The organism is Micromonospora sp. ATCC 39149 (genome assembly GCF_000158815.1).
In the GTDB taxonomy this organism is placed as follows: domain Bacteria; phylum Actinomycetota; class Actinomycetes; order Mycobacteriales; family Micromonosporaceae; genus Micromonospora.
The window spans coordinates 997,176-1,017,552 of the sequence record NZ_GG657738.1 but is presented as its reverse complement, the minus strand read 5'-3'; the positions used below and the strand labels follow the sequence as shown (position 1 = coordinate 1,017,552).

The 20,377-nt window shown below is 68.6% G+C and carries 21 protein-coding genes and 1 riboswitch; of the genes, 10 read left to right on the top strand and 11 right to left on the bottom strand.

The window, feature by feature from the left end; translation table 11 throughout:
* Positions 1 to 205: 205 nt before the first annotated feature.
* From MCAG_RS04095 to MCAG_RS30325, 4 genes are all read right to left on the bottom strand, one after another.
* Complete coding sequence (locus MCAG_RS04095) at positions 206 to 679, bottom strand: hypothetical protein (RefSeq protein ID WP_007071703.1); 474 nt, start codon at positions 677 to 679, stop codon at positions 206 to 208.
* A 186-nt stretch (positions 680 to 865) separates the two neighbouring features.
* Positions 866 to 1,549 carry a hypothetical protein gene (locus tag MCAG_RS04090; protein WP_232290073.1) on the bottom strand — a complete coding sequence of 228 codons (684 nt, stop codon included), beginning with the start codon at positions 1,547 to 1,549 and terminating at the stop codon, positions 866 to 868.
* A gap of 423 nt (positions 1,550 to 1,972) precedes the next feature.
* Positions 1,973 to 2,560, bottom strand: coding sequence for a hypothetical protein (locus MCAG_RS04085; protein WP_198141492.1), 588 nt, complete (start codon positions 2,558 to 2,560; stop codon positions 1,973 to 1,975).
* A gap of 23 nt (positions 2,561 to 2,583) precedes the next feature.
* Positions 2,584 to 3,138 (bottom strand): papain-like cysteine protease family protein, encoded by a 555-nt coding sequence (locus tag MCAG_RS30325; protein WP_007071700.1) that lies wholly within the window; start codon positions 3,136 to 3,138, stop codon positions 2,584 to 2,586.
* Positions 3,139 to 3,945: 807 nt separating this feature from the next.
* Positions 3,946 to 4,013, top strand: a riboswitch (guanidine-III (ykkC-III) riboswitch).
* A gap of 10 nt (positions 4,014 to 4,023) precedes the next feature.
* Between MCAG_RS30325 and MCAG_RS04080 the strand changes: the two genes are divergently transcribed.
* A complete protein-coding gene (locus tag MCAG_RS04080; RefSeq protein WP_007071698.1) occupies positions 4,024 to 4,902 on the top strand; it encodes an MBL fold metallo-hydrolase in 879 nt (292 codons plus the stop codon).
* Positions 4,903 to 5,326: 424 nt separating this feature from the next.
* Here MCAG_RS04080 and MCAG_RS04075 read toward each other — a convergent pair whose 3' ends face one another.
* The 3 genes from MCAG_RS04075 to MCAG_RS04065 all read right to left on the bottom strand — a co-directional run bounded on the left by MCAG_RS04075 (position 5,327) and on the right by MCAG_RS04065 (position 8,024).
* The gene (locus MCAG_RS04075) at positions 5,327 to 6,523 is read right to left on the bottom strand and encodes a low temperature requirement protein A (RefSeq protein ID WP_007071697.1); all 1,197 of its coding nucleotides are present in this window, start codon (positions 6,521 to 6,523) and stop codon (positions 5,327 to 5,329) included.
* A 266-nt stretch (positions 6,524 to 6,789) separates the two neighbouring features.
* Positions 6,790 to 7,716 (bottom strand): IS3 family transposase, encoded by a 927-nt coding sequence (locus MCAG_RS04070; RefSeq protein ID WP_007071079.1) that lies wholly within the window; start codon positions 7,714 to 7,716, stop codon positions 6,790 to 6,792.
* The gene (locus MCAG_RS04065) at positions 7,713 to 8,024 is read right to left on the bottom strand and encodes a transposase (protein WP_007071078.1); all 312 of its coding nucleotides are present in this window, start codon (positions 8,022 to 8,024) and stop codon (positions 7,713 to 7,715) included. Before MCAG_RS04065 ends, MCAG_RS04070 begins: the two co-directional genes overlap by 4 nt.
* Positions 8,025 to 8,347: 323 nt before the next feature.
* Here MCAG_RS04065 and MCAG_RS04060 point away from each other — a divergent pair, with 323 nt between their 5' ends.
* The gene (locus tag MCAG_RS04060) at positions 8,348 to 8,935 is read left to right on the top strand and encodes a GIY-YIG nuclease family protein (RefSeq protein WP_232290072.1); all 588 of its coding nucleotides are present in this window, start codon (positions 8,348 to 8,350) and stop codon (positions 8,933 to 8,935) included.
* 150 nt (positions 8,936 to 9,085) lie between these two features.
* Here the strand turns inward: MCAG_RS04060 and MCAG_RS04055 are convergent, their stop codons facing one another.
* Positions 9,086 to 9,667, bottom strand: coding sequence for an NAD(P)/FAD-dependent oxidoreductase (locus tag MCAG_RS04055; RefSeq protein ID WP_050777848.1), 582 nt, complete (start codon positions 9,665 to 9,667; stop codon positions 9,086 to 9,088).
* A gap of 75 nt (positions 9,668 to 9,742) precedes the next feature.
* On the opposite strand from MCAG_RS04055, the gene MCAG_RS04050 reads away from it, so the two are divergent.
* From MCAG_RS04050 to MCAG_RS04030, 5 genes are all read left to right on the top strand, one after another.
* Positions 9,743 to 10,462: a helix-turn-helix domain-containing protein gene (locus tag MCAG_RS04050; RefSeq protein ID WP_007071695.1), complete on the top strand. Its 720-nt coding sequence runs from the start codon at positions 9,743 to 9,745 to the stop codon at positions 10,460 to 10,462.
* A 10-nt stretch (positions 10,463 to 10,472) separates the two neighbouring features.
* Positions 10,473 to 11,354 (top strand): hypothetical protein, encoded by an 882-nt coding sequence (locus MCAG_RS04045; protein WP_007071693.1) that lies wholly within the window; start codon positions 10,473 to 10,475, stop codon positions 11,352 to 11,354.
* Between the two features lie 145 nt (positions 11,355 to 11,499).
* Positions 11,500 to 11,649, top strand: a complete 150-nt coding sequence (locus tag MCAG_RS32145; RefSeq protein WP_157547864.1) for a hypothetical protein — start codon at positions 11,500 to 11,502, stop codon at positions 11,647 to 11,649.
* Between the two features lie 224 nt (positions 11,650 to 11,873).
* Entirely contained in the window at positions 11,874 to 12,593 is a 720-nt protein-coding gene (locus tag MCAG_RS04035) for a TetR/AcrR family transcriptional regulator (RefSeq protein WP_007071692.1), read from the top strand.
* Positions 12,594 to 12,598: 5 nt separating this feature from the next.
* Entirely contained in the window at positions 12,599 to 13,576 is a 978-nt protein-coding gene (locus MCAG_RS04030) for a VOC family protein (RefSeq protein ID WP_036376259.1), read from the top strand.
* Positions 13,577 to 13,820: 244 nt separating this feature from the next.
* On the opposite strand, the gene MCAG_RS04025 is transcribed toward MCAG_RS04030, so the two are convergent.
* Positions 13,821 to 14,423: an ABATE domain-containing protein gene (locus MCAG_RS04025; protein WP_007071690.1), complete on the bottom strand. Its 603-nt coding sequence runs from the start codon at positions 14,421 to 14,423 to the stop codon at positions 13,821 to 13,823.
* Positions 14,424 to 14,444: 21 nt separating this feature from the next.
* Between MCAG_RS04025 and MCAG_RS04020 the strand changes: the two genes are divergently transcribed.
* Positions 14,445 to 14,897, top strand: a complete 453-nt coding sequence (locus MCAG_RS04020; protein WP_007071689.1) for a VOC family protein — start codon at positions 14,445 to 14,447, stop codon at positions 14,895 to 14,897.
* A gap of 58 nt (positions 14,898 to 14,955) precedes the next feature.
* Here MCAG_RS04020 and MCAG_RS04015 read toward each other — a convergent pair whose 3' ends face one another.
* Positions 14,956 to 15,603 carry a response regulator transcription factor gene (locus MCAG_RS04015; RefSeq protein ID WP_007071688.1) on the bottom strand — a complete coding sequence of 216 codons (648 nt, stop codon included), beginning with the start codon at positions 15,601 to 15,603 and terminating at the stop codon, positions 14,956 to 14,958.
* Positions 15,591 to 16,871 carry a sensor domain-containing protein gene (locus tag MCAG_RS04010; protein WP_232290071.1) on the bottom strand — a complete coding sequence of 427 codons (1,281 nt, stop codon included), beginning with the start codon at positions 16,869 to 16,871 and terminating at the stop codon, positions 15,591 to 15,593. Before MCAG_RS04010 ends, MCAG_RS04015 begins: the two co-directional genes overlap by 13 nt.
* A 128-nt stretch (positions 16,872 to 16,999) precedes the next feature.
* Between MCAG_RS04010 and MCAG_RS04005 the strand changes: the two genes are divergently transcribed.
* Complete coding sequence (locus MCAG_RS04005) at positions 17,000 to 17,806, top strand: ABC transporter ATP-binding protein (protein ID WP_007071686.1); 807 nt, start codon at positions 17,000 to 17,002, stop codon at positions 17,804 to 17,806.
* Positions 17,807 to 17,808: 2 nt separating this feature from the next.
* Positions 17,809 to 20,361: an ABC transporter permease gene (locus MCAG_RS04000; protein WP_007071685.1), complete on the top strand. Its 2,553-nt coding sequence runs from the start codon at positions 17,809 to 17,811 to the stop codon at positions 20,359 to 20,361.
* The last annotated feature ends 16 nt before the right edge of the window (positions 20,362 to 20,377 follow it).

The following is a 20,377-nucleotide window of genomic DNA, read 5'->3' as shown; positions in this document are numbered from 1 at the left end:
CTCGGCTGCGCCTGGGCCAACGGCTGCGGCAGCGGTTCCGCGTCGACGGGGAGCGGTTCGACCCGGTACGGCGGTGGCATCCGAGCGTGGATCGTGATGTTGCCCGTGACGCGGCTGATCTGGATCACATCGCCGAACACCAGACTGCCGGGGACTACCTGACCCGCCGGCATGTCGGGGCCGGCCTGCTGCCGGCGCCACAGCCTCACCGGTCGATGTCGACGTCGTCGCCGACTCCGTCAATCTGGTACACCGACCCGGCGATATGCGACCCGGTGATCGACTGTCCACCAGGCGTTGGCGGTGGTGCCGGCGAGACCGGGGTCGGGCCCGGGCCTGCCAGCGGCGCGGCGGCGGCAGGCGAGGGTCCGATCCGGAGTTTGCCGGCCAGGTTGCGGGCCTGTACGTACTGGCCGCCGACCGTGGAGCCAGCCACCGACTGTCCACCCGGCACCGCCTGTTGACCAGCGGCAGGGGAGGGAGATCCGCGGCGGGCCAACACGATTCCGTACCCGGTCATCGGCAACCCGATCAGGGCAGCCAACGCGCTCACCACGCTGCCCCACTTGTCGGCGTCATCCAATCGGGTCCCGCCGAAGAACCCACCCAGCCCGACCAGTATCAGCCCGCCGACGATCAGCAGCCCTTGCAGGAGGACCTTCTTCTTCCCGATCGTCATCGCGCCATCTTCGGCCGTCGTGCCCGTACCCGGCTACGGGCTCGTGGGGTCGGCTTGCCGACATGACTAATCTACCTCCGGATGGTCAAGCGGCCACCGGACAGCGCCAACCGGGCGCTCATACGCCCCCGGCCGCCTGCTCCCCGGACGTAGATGCGCGGTGGGCCAGGGCAGCCCTGACCGCGGTCAGGTGTGGGCGCTCGGGTTCGGCCTCTCGGTGAGCTCCCACCGGTCGCCGTGACCCGTGGCGATGGCGATCGCCTCGATCACCCGCCGGGCCGCCGCGGGATCATCGACGAAGCTGACGGCGGCTTCGAGGTCGACCGGCGGCCCACCGGCGAGGCTTGCGGCCACGGCGGTCATCTGCCGGTCACGGTCTGGCACGTCGGCGGCCGCCGCGAAGCCGACCACCGCTGCCCAATCGGTGACCTGCCCCATCCGCACGGTGTCACCCATGTCCCACACCAGGTCCAGGATCCCCACGAGGTCACCGAAGCCCGGCTGGTCCGGAACCGCGGTGAAGGTCAGCAGATGCACGGCGGCCCGCCGGCCGAGCGAGGCGCCGGTGGCGATGTCGGTGCGTAGGACGCCCCGAATCTCATCACCGGTGAACCCTGAGGCGAAGTCCGGCCGAGGAGTCCTCCGGTGCAGCGGCGGCGCCGTGTCGGGGTCGGCCAGCAATTCCGCCACCCGCAGGCACTCCACACACGGCGGCAACGCGGCGATGTCGACGCAGTTGTCACTGAAATGCATGTCGTACGCAATGTTGATCGCCCACTGATCACTGCCCCATACCGGACGCTCCGGAGCCGAACACAGCGTGAGACCCGTCTCCCCGCCGTCCCCGCCGGCCACGTCGTCGAGATCCACGGACAGATGCCGCAACGTGCCGTCCGTACATGGTCGAGGTGTCATCGGGTCCTCCCCACCACCGGATGCTTCGCCGGTCGCCCGTGACGACAAAGCCTATCCATGCCCCGCAACGGCTGCTGGGTGCGTGCTGGGTTTCTGGTGTCCAGAAGATCCGTAGGTCCCGCGTGCGCGGGTGACTGCCGGGTAGGAGATGTTGTTCGTGATGTCATCTTCGTAGGCGTCGGCGATGCGCCCGCGGTGAACGGCGATCGCGGTGAACGGCGATCGCGGTGAACGGCGATCGCGGTGAACGGCGATCGCGGTGAACGGCGATCGCCACTGGCGGTGTGTGGATGACCTGCTGTGACAGGCCACCCACACCATTCCAAGGTCGTCCTCGTTCGGGTGCCCGGTTAGGGGGCCGGTGCTCCCTGGTTCCTTCTAGCGGTTGGGCCGCGGTTGGCCTGCTCCCTGGCCGGGTCCACTGGCTCCCCGGTCGCGGGCGTGGTCGGCGAGTTCCCGGAAGAACACCGGTGGTGGTACGACCTTGCCCTCGCTTCCGATCGGTGAGGGCGCCAGCGGTATCAGCAGGTCGGTGTTGGGTGCGTGCAGCCACAGGGCCATCAGGTACAGCGCGGGGATCCGCAGCAGCCGTAATTCGAAACCGGCTGTCGCGAGCTGCGGCAGCGCCCGTGCGGCCTTCACCGCGGTCGCGGTGGCTCCCACGTACGGACCTTCGTTGAATGATGGTGGACGAGCGCCTTCCGGTGTTTCCGCGGTCTCGGCGCTGGCGATTACCTCGCCACCGGACTCGAGCAGGAAGCGCCAGCCCCCCGGGCGCGCCCGCTCCAGGCCGCCACCGGCCTCGACATCGTCGAGTCCCATGGTGAACACCTGGTGTGGGGTGGACACCTCCACGTCCTCGGGGGCAGCCGCACCCAGCGCAGGCAGGCCCATGCCTCGCATTCCAGCCACGCGGCCGAGCTTGGCGCGTGTTTCCTCCCGCATCCGCCCCGGCGGCTCAGGCATATTCAACGGCATTGCGAACCCCCTTAGGGCCGAGATTTCATGGAAGCGGTCCAGGTGCCATTGGTTTTGTACTTGTCCCGCAACTCCTCGTACGGGATGATGTACATGCCGTCCCACGGGTCATGCACCCAGACATCTGTCACGGTGCCATCTGCGAGGTGATGATATCCGAAGATGTTTACTATGTGGCCACCACCGCCGGCCCACGCAATATTCACGAGAATCGGCCGGTTGCCGGTTACTTCTTGCGCGATTTCTTGCTTCGGTAGCACTCCGAGCCTCGGGCCGTCGGCCTTATGCCCGACTTTTTGCAGCGGCCCTTCATCCGGCCACCAACCCTCGTTGCAGTTCCAAGGCCCCCCATTGGGTCCGCAGCAATCGAACTTTGGCTGGCCGGGGTTCTGCGCGAACCACCCACTGTACTTATCGTTGAGCACTGCGGTGGCGAGAGTGCACTGAGTCCAATCGGTCATCTTGTTGTAGTGATGGGCGACGCTGACGGTAGTCGCGTTCCAGCACCAATTGTTTTTCTGCTGCAATTGGCCCACATAGCCAGCGAGTGCCTGGAATTGGGTCATCCGACGTCCTTTCGCTATGTCGGTCGGCACCGACGACGCACCCCAGGTGACGTATCTCGAAGTATGCCACATGGAGGGCTGGGCAATCCAAAATCATCACTCGATAGCCGTAGGGTGGGGCGCTTTGTTCCGGTTCGTTGGATATGCACATGGCACTTGTGAACATCATTGTTCAATTGTTGTAGCCCGGGCGAACAATGAGCCTTTCGGCGTGACGGTTCGTGTCGCTGACTGATCAGGTGGCGCGATCGGGTTCGACGTGCAGGAATGCGAGGCGGCACAACGGCGGCAGGTCCGAGGCCGGCGGGTTGTCCTGGCCGGACCGGATGGTCGTGTCCGCCCCGGCTCGCCTGCTGCCGCGTCGGATGCGGGAACATCGGATCGTCACACCGGCGACTTCGCTGGCCTGGCACCGCCCGCCGGCTGGTGCGACGCCGCTGGACCTACCCGAACCGACCCGGCCGGCCACGCTCCTCGCCGGGGATGCAGTACTTGCGGTACCGCTCAGCCGCCGCCTCGGCCGAGTCCATCTACACCTGGTCGCGGATCCCGCGGTGAAGAACGTCCGCCACCTCGATGTGGAGGTAGAAGCGCAGATCCCAGTGTCGTGACAGGTCCGGCTTCTGCAGTCCGATGGTGGTGCAGGTCCGAGATCGGTCGGGCCCCGGGCGTGGGTGAAGACGTAGCCACGGTGTACGACTCCGACCGGAGCAGGAAGGCGCACCGGACGTCGGCGGGCAATGACCGCGACCCGCCGAACGGTGGGGGAGGCTGGACACGGTCCGCGGCTGTTGGCTACGTTTGGCGGCGGAGGCATGATGATCGCCTACCCCGGACGAGATGTGCGCCGTACCCGGTCTGCAAGACGACGCTCACGGGAGCAGCATGACGGTCGCACAATTCGTCGACTTCACCTGTCCGGCCAGGCCCGGCACGCTGGACGTCGCGTGGATCCACGGATCGCCGTCGGCGAAGCACAACACCGACCCCGACATTCAGGTGCACGCCTACGACGAGCACACCTTCATCCTGCGGCAGAACATGGCTGTCGACTACGAGGCGCCGTTTCTGTTCCTTTTGTTCGGCAACGAACGTGCCGTGCTGCTGGACACCGGCGCTACCGCCAGCCCGGAGTGCTTCCCGCTCCGGCGCACTGTCGACGAGCTGATGCGACGGTGGCTGACCGCGCACCCGCGGACGGGCTATGGGCTGTTGGTGCTGCACACCCACGCCCACGGCGATCACGTCGCCGGTGACGGGCAGTTCGCCGGCCGGCCCGACACCGTGGTGGTTGGCGCGGACCGGGCCGCCGCGTGGGGGTACCTCGGCCTCGACGCCGCCGATCTGGGCCGCGTGGCGCCGGTCGACCTCGGCGGGCGCGTGCTGCAGTGCCTGGCCACGCCCGGGCACCACGAGTCGGCCGTCACGTTCTATGACCCGTACACCGGCCTGCTGTTCACCGGCGACACCGTCTACCGGGGGCGGCTCTACGTGCAGGACTGGCCGGCGTTTCGCGACACCATCGAGCGGCTCGTCCGGTTCGCCGAGTCGCGGCCGGTCAGCCACGTCCTCGGCTGCCACATCGAGATGACCACCGAGCCGGGCGTCGACTATCCGATCCGCACCGTCTACCAGCCGGATGAGCCGCCGCTGCAGCTGAGCCCGCTGCAGCTACACGACGTCCGGGCCGCGGTCGAGCAGGTCGGCGGCCGCACAGGCCGGCACGTGTTCGCCGACTTCGTCATCTGTTACGGGCCGCAGTGAGTACCCCGGCTGGGGAGCCGCAGCCGTTTGCCGGAGACCGCCGTACTGGCCGTGGGCTCGGCCTTCGTCGACGCTGACGACCCGGCGGGCGACGCGGCAACCCCTTCGCTGTCGTGCTGGGTGGCGACGTGGCCGGCTCGGGACGCGTGCTCGGTGCCTGCGCGTACGGCTTCACGGGTGCCGTTCGGGTCCTGACGATGTCGGCAGCGGGCGCTGGCCCGCGCCGATTCGACATGGTCAGCTCGACCGGCTCCGCGAGCGGCTTGACCAGCTCGACTACGACCGGCTGCTGGCGCTGCGGGCGGAGTGGGGGCGTTCGGAGAGGCGGATTCGCCAAGCCCGGAGGTGAAGCGCGACGACCGTCCTGGAACTGTTCTTCGACGGCGGGCACACGGGCCACCCTTTCCGCCACGGGTCGTCTGCTTCACGGGGTGTAAGGCGGGGAGGGTTGGGCGGGTGGCCGATGCCGGACGCGCAGCGCGTCGGCCAGCGCGATGCAGGTCAGCGTGACGACCACCGAAGCGGCGGCCACCAGCGGCGGCGCGAGGAGCAGTGGTGCCAGGAGAGCTGCCAGCACCAGCACCCCGATCAGCCGGGTCGGAGACACACCGGCGTACACGGTGTACTCGAAGCGGGCGCGGCCGGCGAGGAACAGTGCCGGGCCGCCGAGGATGACCAGGAGCCACGCAAGTGGCGTGTGCCCGGTCGGTTGGCCGATGAAGGCCTGGTAGCCGACCGAGGTGACGACGACTCCGGCCACCATCACCAGGTGGGCGTTCGCCGCCGCTCGGCCGAGCCGGTTCGGTTGGTTCGACGATTTGAGGGTGTCGGCCAGCGTGAGTGCCGCCTTGTAGAAGTAGATGCGCCAGAGCAGAGCCGAGGTGGCGAAGGCGACTACCAGGGCGGCGGTCCGGAGGAACGTCGATTTTTCGGCGATGAAGGTGGCGCCGAGGATCAGGATCGTTTCGCCGAGTGAGACGTTGAAAAACTGTCGGTACCGCTCGGCTAGATGCTCCGGGGCGAACGCCCACTGCGATTCCAGCATCCGGCCCAGTTTGGGGGTCGGCCAGAGCAGGATCCCGCCCAGGTAGTCGATGGCGATCGCCAGCGCCCACAGCGCCAGGCGGACCGGGCTCGGCGCGAACGCGCCGAGGATCCAGGGCACGGAGGAGAGGCCGAACCAGCAGAGCACCAGGTAGGGAACGTGCTGCAGCTCGTGGCCGAGCAGCAGGTATCGCAGGGTGAGCGAGCGGCCGAGGTGGATGAGCAGATAGCTGCCCGCGAACAGCAGGCCCCGCGCCTCGAACGCGCCGGGCACCGCGATCGTCAGCACGACGCTGCCGAACATGCTCGCGATGACGAGGAGCTGGATCTGGACCCGCTCTGGATTGAAGAAGTTGGTTGACCACGCGGTGAAGGTCCAGACCCAAAAGATCGCGAGCAGCAGCACCAGCGTCTGCGCGGCATTGATCAGGTCGAGGCTGTCGCTGAGGCGCCGCGAGATCCGGGTGAACGCGAAGATGAACGCCAGGTCGAAGAAGAGTTCCAGGTAGGTTGCCTGCTGCGGATAGTCGGGAGCCCGGAGGTAGCGCTCGAAGTTGTGCGGCATCGGAATGGTCACCTACCGCCGGCTGAGCCGCAGCCGAGGCCGCCCGCCGCGCCGATGCCGGCACATCCGGATAGCGGATACCGGCGGTGGCCGTCACCGGTGATCGCCTCCAAGGCAGACCGTATCGCCGCATGGTCGCAGCAGGTAATGGCCATCACCCTGACCCCTCGTCCGGACCGACTTGCCAGCTACGTCCAACGAGCCAAGCCACAGGGCGGACGTGCGGCCTCGCCAGTGGCTGTTAAAGATGAGGTTCCCCCGGTTTGCCGGAGGGTTGGTTACCTGGCGCCGGTGGGCTCAGGCTGAACGATAGTCGTCTCGTCTGGTCGGGCCTGGTGGGCGTGCCAGGCGGCTTCGTACTCGTCTGGGGAGCGCCAGCCGAGGTCTTTCTGGATGCGGCGGGTGTTGTACCACCCGTCGATGTAGGCGAAGATCGCGTTCTCGGCTTCGTCGCGGGTCCGCCAGGAGTTTCGGTAGACCAGTTCGATCTTCAACGTTGACCAGAAGTTCTCCATGAGGGCGTTGTCGAACGAGTCGCCGACGGAGCCCATCGAGGGCAGAATGCCGTTGTCGGCCAGGCGCTGGGCGAAGCGGAACGACGTGTAGTTCGACCCGCGGTCGCTGTGGTGGATCAGTTGGCCGTCGCGGACGTCGCGGGACCAGATGCCGTATTCGAGGGCGCCGAGGATCAGGTCGGTGTCGCATCGGTCGGAGCACCGCCAGCCCACGATGCGGTTGGAGAAGACATCCCGCACCGCGGCCAGCCAGAACACGCCCTGCCCGCAGGGGATGCGGGTCGCGTCGGCGACCCACAGCCGGTTGGGCGCCGCAGCGGTGAACTGCCGGTTGACCAAGTCCGGAGCGGGCGTCGCCTTCGGGTTCGACCGGGTGGACGGGATGCGCCACTTCTTGCGCAGGAACGCCCCTTGCAGGCCGGCGGTCCGCATCAACCGCTCGACCCGCCTGCGACTCAGCTGGCGGCCTTGGCGGCGCAGCATGGCGTGCACTCGCGGGCTGCCGTAGGTGCCGCCCGACACATCGTGGATCTCCGCGATCTCCACCGCCAGATCCGCGTCCTCACGTCGGCGAGCGGAGGGGTTGGCGGCTTGGGTGAGCCAGCCGTAGTAGGTGGAGACGGCGACGTTGAGGACCCGGAGGACGGGCTCGACCCCGAAGCGGTCGCGTAGCTCGTCGACGAGCGTCACGACCGTCGCCGGGTCGGGTCGAGTTCCGAGGCGAAAAAAGCCGAGGCGGCTTTCAGGATCTCATTGGCCCGCTTCAGCTCCGCGTTCTCCCGCCGCAACCGACGCAACTCCTCCACCTCCGAGGTCGTCGGCCGGTCGCCCCGCAGGCCACGGTCGGCCTCGTCCTGGCGGATCCAGTTGCGCAACGCCTCGTGATGCACCCCAAGCTGGCGGGCCAGCTGGCGGATCACGGGCTTCGGGTCCGACTCCCGATACAAGCGCACCGCACGTTCGCGCAGCTCATCGGGATACTTCTTCGGTGCTGCCACGGATGACTCCCTTCAGCTCCATCAGAGCATGATCGAAAGCCTCCGAGCTACCGGGGGAACCTCAAGATGTTCTTCAACTCGAGTCGTGGCGGCAGCCGGCTCTCGCCCTGGCCGTAGCCCGTCGGGTGCCCACACGAGTACCAGGGCTCGATGCGTGGACTCCGCACCGACCACAGCGCCCGGACAATCATCACCGGCCACGCCTTCGTTCAGAACCTACGACGATGCCCCCGCCAATTGCGGCGCTGCCGAATCTTGCGTGGAGAACCCGGTGTCCCTGCGGTCCAGGCCACGATCCGTCTGGAACGTCTAGCATGGCCTCGATGACCACTCCCGAAACGCGACCCGACGACGTCCCAACCGACGGAGCCCGGGTCGAAGAGGCCCTGCGGCTGCTGTCCGGCGTGCCGGTCGGACTCGATGTCGCCGTCAAGCGGCTCGGCCGTGGCAGCGGTGTCTACGCCTGGTGGGCTGATCCTTCGATCTTTCCCGATCTCCCCGGGCCGCCGAATGAAAGCAATCCGTCGCTACGGCTGCTGTATCTCGGACGGGCAACCAGCCTGCGGGGCCGAATCCTGCGCAACCATCTGAGGCGTTCGGGCAGCTCGACTCTGCGCCGTACGTTGGCCGGGCTTCTTGTGTCCGAGGGATACCGAACGACCTGGACCGATCGGGTTGTCCTGGTTCCTGAGGATGAGGCGCGGCTGACCACGTGGATGTACGCGCACCTGCGCTTGACCTGGGCGGAGGACGCGGAGCCGGCGACCATCGAGGCCGAACTTGTCCGGCGTACGCACCCGCCGCTCAACGTACACGGCGTCGACCCCGAGCACCTCCAGGCGGCCGTGGTATCCGCCAAGAACTCATACAACGCCAGCAGCCGCCCGGTCGAACCCTCGCGAACGCCGTAAGCGGTTGCCCGGCACGCGCACGGGCACCGATGCGCGCTCATGCCGCTCAGCGCGGGGGGCGTGCTGCCATGCCCTGCACCGGAGTAAGCCCTGCCGCGACCGTCGTGTAGCCGGTCGCCGTGGCCCGGATGATGACCGGAGGGCAGTCCACTACGGCCGCGCATTCGCGTTGCCGGCCAGCCCGGGGGTGCATTCGTAGAGCCAGGCGGTGGCCTTCTCGTAGAAGAGAGGTACGAACAGGCGCATGATCAGCGCTTGTAGGCGCCGCTTGACGGGTCCTGCCTTCTTGGTGCCGCGGTTGTCCTCGGCCGCGTCGAGCAGTTTGACGATCCGCGGGCGGCGTTCGGCGTCGTATGCCTTCAACGCGGCGGCGATTGTCGGCTCCGCCCGCAGCGCCGCGGCCAGGACGAGGGCGTCTTCGATCGCCATCGAGGCGCCCTGCCCGGCGCCGACCGGGTGGGCCGCGTCGCCGATGAGGACGATGCGGTCGCGGTGCCAGGTCGCTACCGGGTCGACGGCGTGAAAGACCACGGTGGGGTGCAGCCGGGTCGTTGCCGCGATGACCGCTGACGGCGTCTCCGTCCGGTAGAACTCGGCGGTGCGGCGCAACCACTGCGCCTCGCTCACGCCAGCGCGATCCGGCTGGACCGGCTCGGCGATCTGCGCCTGCCACCACACCTCGCCATCGCCGGCGGCCAGATGGATGAATGCGTCGTTGCGGGCGAAGGTCATGTCAGATCCGGACGTTAGCTGCCATTCGCCATGCTGTTCGGCGAGACCCGGCGGCCGATTCCGTAGGGTGAGGTTGTGACCTCGCAGTACCGGGAGGACGTGGTTCCTGGGTCGGCGGCCTCACTCGTGGCGTGCGTGTGGGAGCAGCGCGTCAGCCATCGGCATGCCCAACTGGTAGTGCCCGACGGCTGTCTCGACCTGATCTGGCTCGGCAACGGGAAGTTGGTGGTCGCGGGTGCTGATACGGGCCCGCGGCTGGTCGAGCTGCCGGCGAACGCCGAGGTGGCCGGTGTCCGGCTGCGTCCCGGAGCTGCGGGTGCGGTGCTGGGCTGGCACGCTGCGGAGCTGCGCGACCGCCAGGTCGATGCCGCCGACCTGTGGGGCCAGGAGGCATTGCGGCTCGCCGAGACGCTCGCCGTGGTACCCGCCAATTGTCAAGGTCGTCACCTGCTCAAGGCGGTGTCCTCTCGCGGCGCTACACCCGATCCGTTGGTCCAGGCAGCGACATTGCGGCTGGCTCGTCCGCGCGCTCGGGTCGCGGCGGTGGCAGCAGAGCTGGGCGTTAGCGAACGACAGCTGCATCGGCGGGCGGTGGCGGCGGTGGGGTACGGACCCAAGATGCTGGCGCGTGTCGGCCGGCTGCGCCGGTTCACGCACCTGCACGCCCCTGACCTGGCGGGTAGGGCGTTCTTGGCGGGCTACGCCAGCCAGGCACACATGAACGACGAGGTGCGGCGGCTCACCGGCATGACCCCCGTCCGATTTCTGGAAGCAGTCGGCGGCGCCTTTGCCTAGCGTGGGCACCGTGCCCGTCGACATCGCTGCTGCCGAGCAGTTCATCCACAACACCGCTCGCCTTCTGGACAGGCACCGACTCGCGGTGCTACTCCACGACGCTTCGGTGGAACCGGTCCTCACGGCATTGCGTGCCTATCAGAACCCCGACCACGGCTTCGGTCATGCCCTGGAACCCGACGTCCGGGACCCCGCGAGCCAGCCGACTGCCACGCTGCACGCACTCGAGGTGCTCGCTGAAGTCGGCGCGTTGGGCGACCCCATGGTCACCCAAGCTGCGAGTTGGGCGGCCCGGAATGCCCGTGCCGACGGGGCCTTGCCCTTCGTCCTGCCCAGTGCAGCCAACCATCCGCACGCACCGTGGATGACGCCCGACCCGGACGGTTCGTTCATCACGTTCGGGGTCGTATCCGTCCTGACCCGGGCCGGCGTCCAGACCTCCTGGCTCGATGCCGCGAGATCCTGGTGCTGGTCTCGAATCGATGGCCCTGACGAGCTCGACGCCTACTGGGTCAAGTTCGCCCTTGATTTCCTCGACCACGAATCGGACGAGGACCGCGCCTGCGCGGCGATCGAGTCGCTCCGACCCAAGATCGGGCCCGACGGCACAATTTGCGTCCCTGGTGGCACCGAGGATGAGCGCCTCACCGCCCTCGTGCTCTCACCACGCCCGGGCCTGAGCAGCCGGACCTTGTTCACCGAGGAACATATCCAGGCAGAGCTGGACAAGCTCGAGGAGGAACAGCTCGAGGACGGCGGCTGGATGTTCGACTGGCTCGACTGGTCCCCGGGGCAGCGCGTGGAGTGGCGCGGCTGCGTGACACTGCGCGCCCTCGCCACCCTCGCGGCACATGGGCGCGCTGGACGATCACGTCTGCGCTCGTCGAGCTGACCACCCGCGTCACGGCTCAGGAAGTACGCGTGCTCGGTAACCTGGCGCAGTGCTGACGTAGCTGGCGGTATCTCGTCTCCAGCTCATCGCTGCTGGTACTCAGCGTGCCCGGCGATCTTTGGGTCTTCGTGGCAAGCCGTTGGAAGTGATCGCGTGGATCCGTGTGCTTCTGGACGCCATCGCGATCGCGGATGAGGAACCGGAACTGGTCGGTGTGCTCGCCGAGGTCCATGGTGAGGTTACGGGCCTGCTGGGTCGTTCATCGGCCGGTGGGGTGCGCGGTGATGCCAAGTAGGTGGAGTGCTGGCGGGCGGCGGGCCGACACGTCGGCGGGTCAGGGTTCGTCGGATCGTGCCGGCCCCGATGCGGTGGCCAAGCCGCTGTAGCTGGCCCTGAATCCTTCGGTCGCCCCATCGCTGTGTACAGGGGAACTGAAGGCGCTTACGCGTACGTGTGAAAGTCGACTCCAGTGACCGATGACCAGAATGCTACTCTGGTCATCGGTCACGAGGGGGTGCCATGACGGAGTCACAGCCGACCAGCCACATCGACCGCGCGGGCCGGATCCTCGATGCGGCGAAGGAGTTGCTGCTGCGCTGGGGATACCGGCGGACGACCATCGACGAAATCGCCCGGCGCGCTGGCGTCGGGAAGGGGACCGTATACCTGCACTGGCGCAGCCGTGAACAGTTGTTCTTCGCGGTCGGCGCGCGGGAGGCCGTGACGATGCTCGACGCGGTGGTGGCTGCCATGCGCGACGATCCGCAGCAGGTCGCCCTGCACCGGTACATGCGCCACTTCTTCCTGGAAGCGATGGCACGGCCGGTGCTGCGCGCGATCTTCACCCGGGACGCCGACGTCATGGGCCAGTTTCTGGCCAGCCCAGCCCGTCGACCGCTGCAGAGCGGCAAGCTGCTTGCCTCCCGCGAATACCTCGGCGTACTCGCCGACAACGGCCTGCTGCGGGTCGGACTGCGCCCCGAGGATCTGGACTACACCCTGCCCGCGGTCATGTTCGGCTTCTTCGGCATCGACCCGTTCCTTCCCTCAGAAGTGGAACTGACTCTTCAGGCGAAGGCCGATCAACTCTCCGACACCCTGCGCCACGCGTTCGAGCCGGCGAAGCCGCCACCGTCGACGCGGTTCACCGCCGCCGCGCCCCAGGTCATCGCCATCTTCGACAGGCACGCCGACGACTACCGCCGCGCCGCCTACGGCGCACCCATCGACAAAAGGTGACCAGCATGGGCAACGACCTTGGTGGCCTGCATCATGTAGGCCTGGTTGTGGAAGACATGACCGCGGCCATCAGCACCTACCGACGGCTGGGTTTCACCCTGCCACCGCCGGCCTATCCGACGCTGTCCACCGCCCCAGGAGCGCCCGCCCGCCCGGTCGGCGCGGCGAACACCCACATCTACCTGCGCCGCAATTTCGTCGAGCTCGTGACCGTCATCAGGGATGGCCAGCCGATCCCGGACGAAGCCCACGTGGTTCCCCTCAAGGTTCCGGCCGACAAACTGCCTGCGCTGCTGGCCGCCGTGCGCGGCGCCGCCGCGAACCTCACCGCCTGCCTGGACCGGTTCCAAGGCATGCACATCCTTATCTTCGATTCGCCGGACATCGATTGCGCCGCTGCCCGGCTGGACACCGCTGGCGTTGGCCACGGTGGCGTGCACGCGGTGCAGCGCCCGATCGAAACCGCCGACGGTACCCGGATGGTTCCCGCCCGCTACCTGGAGATCAACAGCGACGACCCGAACGCGCCACGCGGCCTGTTGCCCGAGGGCAGGGTTGGCGTCGCCGAGAACACGCCCGTCGCCGGGCAGCAGCGGCCGGAGCACGCCAACAGCGCGATTGACCTAGTTGGATGCATGCTGTGCGTCCCCGACGAGGCATTGGCCGACGTCGAGCACCGCTACGCGACGTACCTCGGTGGCGCCACCGAGGTACGTCACGGCTCCACGCGGACCTTCGAACTCGACGACACCACCGTCACTCTCGTCGCCGCCTCCGCCCTGCCCAACGTCCTGCCCGGCGAGTGTCCGCCAGCCCTGCCCGCCTTCGTCGGATACACAATTTCGGTGCACGACATCGTCCAGACAGAGCACCACTTGCGGGCCGCGGCGGTGACATATGCCAAGGGACACGCGGGTGAGATCGTCGTACCAGCCAGCGAAGCTCTCGGCGTCGCTGTGATCTTCCAGCCCAGCGCCGACTGATTTCTTGGCCGCGGGGGGAGTGGAAGACCACCTTGTCGGCCCGGCCGCCGCGGGCCGTGCCCGTCGGGTGCAGAGCGTCGATGACCGGGCTTGTGCGCATGTGGGTGGTGGCCGACCAGCCGGCGGGGTGGCCGGGTCCGCGATGGTGGTGCGTTTGCGGCGGCGCGGGTTCCGGCCCATGATGTCGGCGCAGGATCGCCGGTCTGCCCGCCCGTGTCCTTGGTGAGCCCAGTAGGCATCGCCGTCATTCTTCCTCGGACTGGCGAGTGCGCAGCGCCCTGACCTTGTGACGGTTGCCGCAGTGCTCCATGGAGCACCACCGGCGGCGACCGGGGCGTGAGGTGTCGACGTAGATGAGATGGCAGTCCTCGGCAGCGCACGTGCGGATGCGGTCCGTGAACGGGCCAGTCAGCAACTCGACGGCGTCCCGTGCGACGGTGGCCAGCAGGTGCGTGCCACTCAGGGGCCCGGTCCACTGCCGCTTCCCGGACGGCGCGATGGCCGGCGCCAGAGCCGAACGGGCGGCTGCCTCGTTGATGGTCTGTCGATCAGCGGGCGGGTGTGGCTCGCCGCGCGTGTGGGCGAGGACCACCCGAAACAGCGCGTCGCGGAGCCTTCGCGCGTCCACCACCTCGGCTTGGGAGATCTCCAGCGCGGGCGTCGGCGTCAGCCGCGACCGGCTTGTCCAGGCGGCTAGGTCGGCGGGTTCGTGCAGGACCTCGTACCGGCGGTATGGGCCGGGACCGCCGGTGGTCAGCAGCTCCAGGCACAGCGCGCCGGGGTCGAACTGGTATGCGACGCCGGTATGGGAGCGCAGCGTCATCCCCTTGGTTGCGGAGGAAGCCATGTAACCACTATAACTGGTTACATGACATTGAGCTGGAAGTTGGTTGTCGACAGCACGAACGCACCCGCCCTCGCGGACTTCTGGGCTGCGGCCCTGGACTACGAGGTGGAAGACCCCAGTGCGCTCGTCGAGCAGTTGCTGGCCGCCGGCCACATCGGCGACGAGGCAGTCGTCGAGCATCGGGGCCGCAAGACCTTTCGCGGCTACGCCGCAATCCGGCATCCCGAGGACCCGTTCGACGAGACCAGCGGTGTCGGCCGGGGCCGGCGGCTGCTCTTTCAGGACGTGCCTGAGGGCAAGTCCGGCAAGAACCGCCTACACATCGACCTGCACAGCGAGCCCGACGGCATGGACAAGTTGGTGACCCGGCTGGAAGACCTGGGGGCAGCACGAGTCCGTGAGGTCAACAAGGGGCCTGCCGGGCACTGGTGGATCATGCAGGACCCGGAAGGCAACGAGTTCTGCGTGGCGTAGGTCGGACGGATTGGGTCGGTCACCAACGAGCCGGCCACGGCGGTACGGCGGGTGGGAGTCAGCCCTGAAGGTAGGCGAGCACCGCGCGTACTCGCCGATGGTCGTCTTCGCTGCTTACGGGCAGGTTGAGCTTGGCGAAGATGGCGGCGATGTGCTTGCCGACCGCGGCATCGGTCACCGTCAACATCCGTGAGATCGCTGCGTTCGATCGTCCCTCGGCCATCAGCGCCAGGACCTCCCGTTCGCGCGGGGTCAGCCTGGTGAGCGGGTCGCGGCGCAGCGCGAGGAGCTTGCTGACCACCTGTGGGTCGATCACGCAGCCGCCGCCGGCGACCCGTTCGACGGCGTCGACGAACTCGGTCACGTCGGCGACCCGGTCCTTGAGGAGGTATCCGACACCGCCACTGCCCGAGGATTCCAGCAGTTCGCTGGCGTAGGTCGTGGCGATGTACTGGCTGAGTACCAGGATCGGCAGGCCGGGGTGGTTGCGGCGCAGGGCGAGGGCTGCGTGCAGTCCCTCGTCGGTGTATGTGGGTGGCATCCGTACGTCGGTCACCACCACGTCGGGGCGGTCGGCGACGACAGCATCGGCCAGCGCCGGGGCGCCGCCGACCGCAGCGACGACCTCGTGGCCGAAGCGGGCGAGGATGCCGACAAGCCCCTCGCGCAGGAGCACCGAGTCGTCGGCGAGTGCTACCCGGAGCATGGCAGCTCCGCTCTGAGGACGGTCGGGCCACCGGGCGGGCTGGACAGGACAAGCGTGCCGGCAAGGGCGTCGACGCGGTCGGCGAGGCCGGCCAGGCCGGTGCCGCTGTCGGGGTCCGCGCCGCCGACGCCGTTGTCGCGCACCTCGACGACGAGGGCGGTCCCGTCGAGGCAGCCGGTCACCCAGATCTGGCGCGCCTTCGCGTGTTTGACGGCGTTGGTCAACGCCTCCGCGACCACGAAATACGCCGTGGACTCCACCATGGACGGTAGTCGGTGAGGTACGTCGAGCGCGATCGTCAACGGTACGGCGGCGCTATCGGCCAGCTCGGTGAGCGCCGCCGGCAGGCCCCGCTCGGTGAGGATCTGCGGGTGGACGCCGCGTACCAGCTCGCGAAGCTCGGCCAGGGCGGCCTTGGCCTGCTCGGCGGCCTGGTCGACGAGGGCCTGGGCTGCTTCGGGGTTGTCACGTACCTCCAGCCGGGCCATCCCGAGGGTAATGGCCAGACGCAGGAGGCGTTGCTGGGCGCCGTCGTGCAGGTCCCGTTCGATGCGCCGGCGCTCGACCTCGAACGCGTCAATCAGCCGCGCCCGCGACCGGGTCAACGTCCGGACCTTCGCCTCCTCGCCGGGGGCCAGCAGGAGGTGAGCCAGCGCGGCGTGGGCGATCGCGGCGAGAACCACCGCGTAGCAGATGGCGAAGACGGCGACGATCATTCCGAACGCCAGGAGCAGTGCGGGGGCGACGACGTCCGACAGCCCGGCCGGCGCCTCGCCGTCGCCCGGCGGCGACGGTGGCGGGTCGTCGGGTTTCAGCACCAGGATGAGGACCAGTCCCGGGCTCAGGGCGAGCAGCGTGGCCACCAGGTCGAAGGCCAGCAGAACGGTTCCGTGCAGAACCGAATACGCCAGTTCCCGCCACGTCGCCGCCTCGCTGTGGCGAAGGCGTAGCCACGCGACGAGACCGGGCCGGTCCGGTGGCCGATGCGGGTCGGGCAGCGCCGGCCCGCCGAGCAGCATGATCCGCCGCCGCTCGAGGGCCACCAGCGGCTGCATCGCCAGTGGCGTCAGGACTCCCGCGCCGGCCAGCAACGCAAGGGGCAGCCAGACCAGGGTGAAGGCGCCGACCACGGCCCCGGACGCGAGGTAGGCCAACGCCCGCAGCGGCCATGGCGAGAACGCGATGCGTAGTGGTTGGGTCCGCATCGCCTCCCACGCGGTGCTGGCGCGGGCCTTTCTGCCAGTCGCAGCCGTCCCGGTCGTCGTCACGGCCAGCACTGTACGTCGTAGTGCTGGCCCTACCCCAAAGCTTCGGGTACGGGCCAATGTGCCTGGCCGCTGGCAGCGCTTGGATGAGGCGGGTCAACAGACCGTTCAATGCCGCATGAGGAGGAATCGTGCCAACCACGACAACTGGGCCACCCGGCGCGGAGGTTCGCCAGGACGCCACGGTCGCGGCGCGAGCCGTCGACGTGTGGAAGGTCTATGGCAGCGGCGAGGCCCAGGTGGCGGCGTTACGGGGCGTCAGTGTCGATCTTGGCCGCGGCCAGTTCACAGCGATCATGGGACCGTCCGGGTCGGGCAAGTCGACGCTGATGCATTGCCTGGCCGGTCTCGACACCGTCACCCGTGGCGAGGTGTACATCGGCGACATGCTCGTCACCGGACTCGGCGACGCCAAGCTGACCCGGCTGCGCCGCGACCAGGTCGGGTTCATCTTCCAGCAGTTCAACCTGCTGCCGACCCTGACGGCGCAGGAGAACATCCTGCTGCCGTTGTCGATCGCCGGCCGCAAGCCCGACCGGGACTGGTTCGCCCAGGTCATCGAGACCGTGGGCCTCGGCGACCGGCTGTCGCACCGGCCGAGCCAGCTCTCCGGCGGCCAGCAGCAGCGCGTCGCCTGTGCCCGCGCCCTTGTCGCCCGCCCTGATGTGATCTTCGCGGACGAGCCCACCGGCAACCTCGACTCGCGGTCGGGCGCCGAGGTGCTGGGCTTCCTGCGCCGCTCCGTGCGCGACTACTGCCAGACGATCGTGATGGTGACCCACGACCCCAACGCCGCCTCCTACGCCGACCGGGTCGTCTTCCTCGCCGACGGGCAGGTCCGGGCCGAGCTCTACGCGCCGACCGCCGACGCCGTCCTGAACACCATGAGGCGCCTCGACACCGACCCGGTCGACACCAGCCAGACAGTGAGGGCCTGACCGTGCTGCTCGCGACCCTCAAGAGCCTGCGCTCCAGAAAGCTGAGGCTGATCCTGTCGGGCATGGCCGTCGTCCTCGGCGTCATGTTCGTCTCCGGCGCGTTCGTCCTCACCAGCACGCTCGCCGCGTCGTTCGACAACCTCTCCGCCAGCGTGTACTCAGGCACCGACGTCGCCGTCAGCGGCAAGGCGCCGGTGGCGGGCGGCGAGCCCGACGAGAACTCCGCCACCGTGCCGGCGGAGCTCGTCGGCAACGTCCGCGCAATCCCCGGCGTCGAGAAGGCCACGGGTGTTGTCAGCGTCAGCGGCGCGCGCGTCATCGGCTCCAACGGCAAGGTCGTCACCACGTCGGGGCCGTCGCGCCTTGGTACCAGCTGGAGCGGCACGGCGGACCTGCGCCAGCTGCGCGCCGGGCGCGCGCCGCGGGCCGCCGACGAGATCGCGGTCAACGCGAGCCTGGCCGCGGCCGCCGGGGTCGAGGTCGGTGACCGGGTGGGCGTGCTGACCCTGCAGCCGAAGAAAACGTTCGCCCTGGTCGGGATCTTCGGCTACAGCGGCAACCGCGACACCATCGGAGGCGCCCAGGAGGTGTCGTTCATCGAGCCGGTCGCACAGGAGCTGATGCTCGGCAAGACGGGCGTGTACTCCGCCATCGTCGTCAAGGCCGCGCCAGGCGTCGCGCCGGAGGTGCTGCGCGACCGGCTCTCCGCCACGCTGGGCGACACCTACGACGTCAAGACCGGCAAGCAACTGCAGGACGCCGCCGCCGAAAGCTTCCGCGAGGCGCTGAGCTTCTTCAACAACGTGCTGCTCGGCTTCGCCGGAGTGGCGCTGTTCGTCGGGACGTTCCTGATCCTCAACACGTTCTCGATCCTCGTAGCGCAGCGCGTCGAGGAGCTGGCACTGATGCGGGCCATCGGTGCCAGCCGGTGGCAGATGATCGGGTCGGTGCTGGTCGAGGCGCTGGCCATCGGTGTCGTCGCCTCGGTACTCGGGCTGGGTGCGGGCATCGGCGTGGGGGCGCTGCTGGCGTACGTGTTCAGGCACGTCGGCAACGCCGACCTTCCTGTGGAATCGATCGAGATTCCGGCCTCGGCCGTCATCAGTGCGTTCGCGGTGGGCACGCTGGTGACGCTGGTGGCGGCGCTGCTGCCAGCGCTGCGCGCAGCGCGTATCCCGCCGGTCGCGGCGCTGCGGGAGGTCGCGGCGCCGGACCGTCCGCTGACCCGCCTCACCGTCGCCGGCGCCCTGATCACCGCGATCGGCGTTACCGCGCTCGGGATCGGACTAACAGGCCAGGGCGGCGAGGCCACGCTGTTGCTGCTCCTCGGCGGCGTGCTGGTCACCTTCACCGGCATCGCGCTGCTGACGCCGATGATCGCCCGGCCGATCGTGTCGGTGCTGGGCCTGTTGTTCTCCTGGTCGGTACCGGGCAGGCTGGGCCGGCTCAACTCCGCCCGCAACCCACAGCGCACCGCGATCACCGCCGCCGCCCTCATGGTCGGCCTAGCGCTGATCACCGGGGTGCACGTCGTCCTCGAATCTGCGACGGCCAGCTTCACCAAGATGGTCGACACGCGGGTCAAGGCCGATCTGATCATTGCCGGTGAGCCCGGGGGCGACTCGATGCCGACCTTCGACCCTGCGGTGCTGGACCGCGCACGCCAGATCGGCGGGGTACGCGAGATCGTCGGCGAGTACGGTGACATTGCGATGATCAACGGCAGGCCGAGCCGGGTCAACGTGGTCACCGACCTGGCGGCCATGACCCGCATGTTGCCGTTGCGGACGATCGAGGGGACGCTCGCGACGTTGCCGGCCGATCACGTGGTCGTCGACGCCGAGCGCGCCACGGAACTGGGGCTGCGCGCCGGCAGCACCTTGCAGGTTCGGCTTGCCCGTGGGGACGTCCGCACCATGACCGTGGCCGGCATCTACGCCGACGACGACGTGTACCGGGTCGGCGGGTGGATCCTGCCCGCCGAAGCGGTACACGACTTCCGGGTGGCCCAGCCCTCGTTCGGGTACCTGCGCCTCGCCGAGGGCGCCAACGCCGCCGAGATCCGCAAGCAGATCGACGCACTCCTGGCCGACAGCCCCGAGGTCACCGTCGGCGACCGTAGCGCGTTCATCGCCCAGCAGAGCAGCCAGTTCGACACCATTCTGGCCATGATCCAGCTCCTGCTGGCGCTGGCGATCCTCATCGCCGTCCTGGGCATCGTCAACACCCTCGCACTGTCGGTCCTCGAACGCACCCGCGAGCTCGGCCTGCTCCGGGCGATCGGACTGCGCCGGGCGCAGGCGATGCGCATGATCACCGTCGAGGCTGTGGTGATCTCGGTGTTCGGCGCGCTGCTCGGCCTCGCGGTCGGCAGCGGGCTGGGCGCGGCCGTCGTGCGCGCGTTGAAGGAGGAGGGCTTCACCGAAGTGGCACTCCCCTGGGAGCAGATGGGGACATACCTGATACTCGCCGTGATCGTCGGCGCGTTCGCCGCCACCCTGCCGGCGATCCGGGCGGCGCGGGTCAACGTACTGAACGCAATCGCGCACGAGTAACTCGAAGTCCACGCCA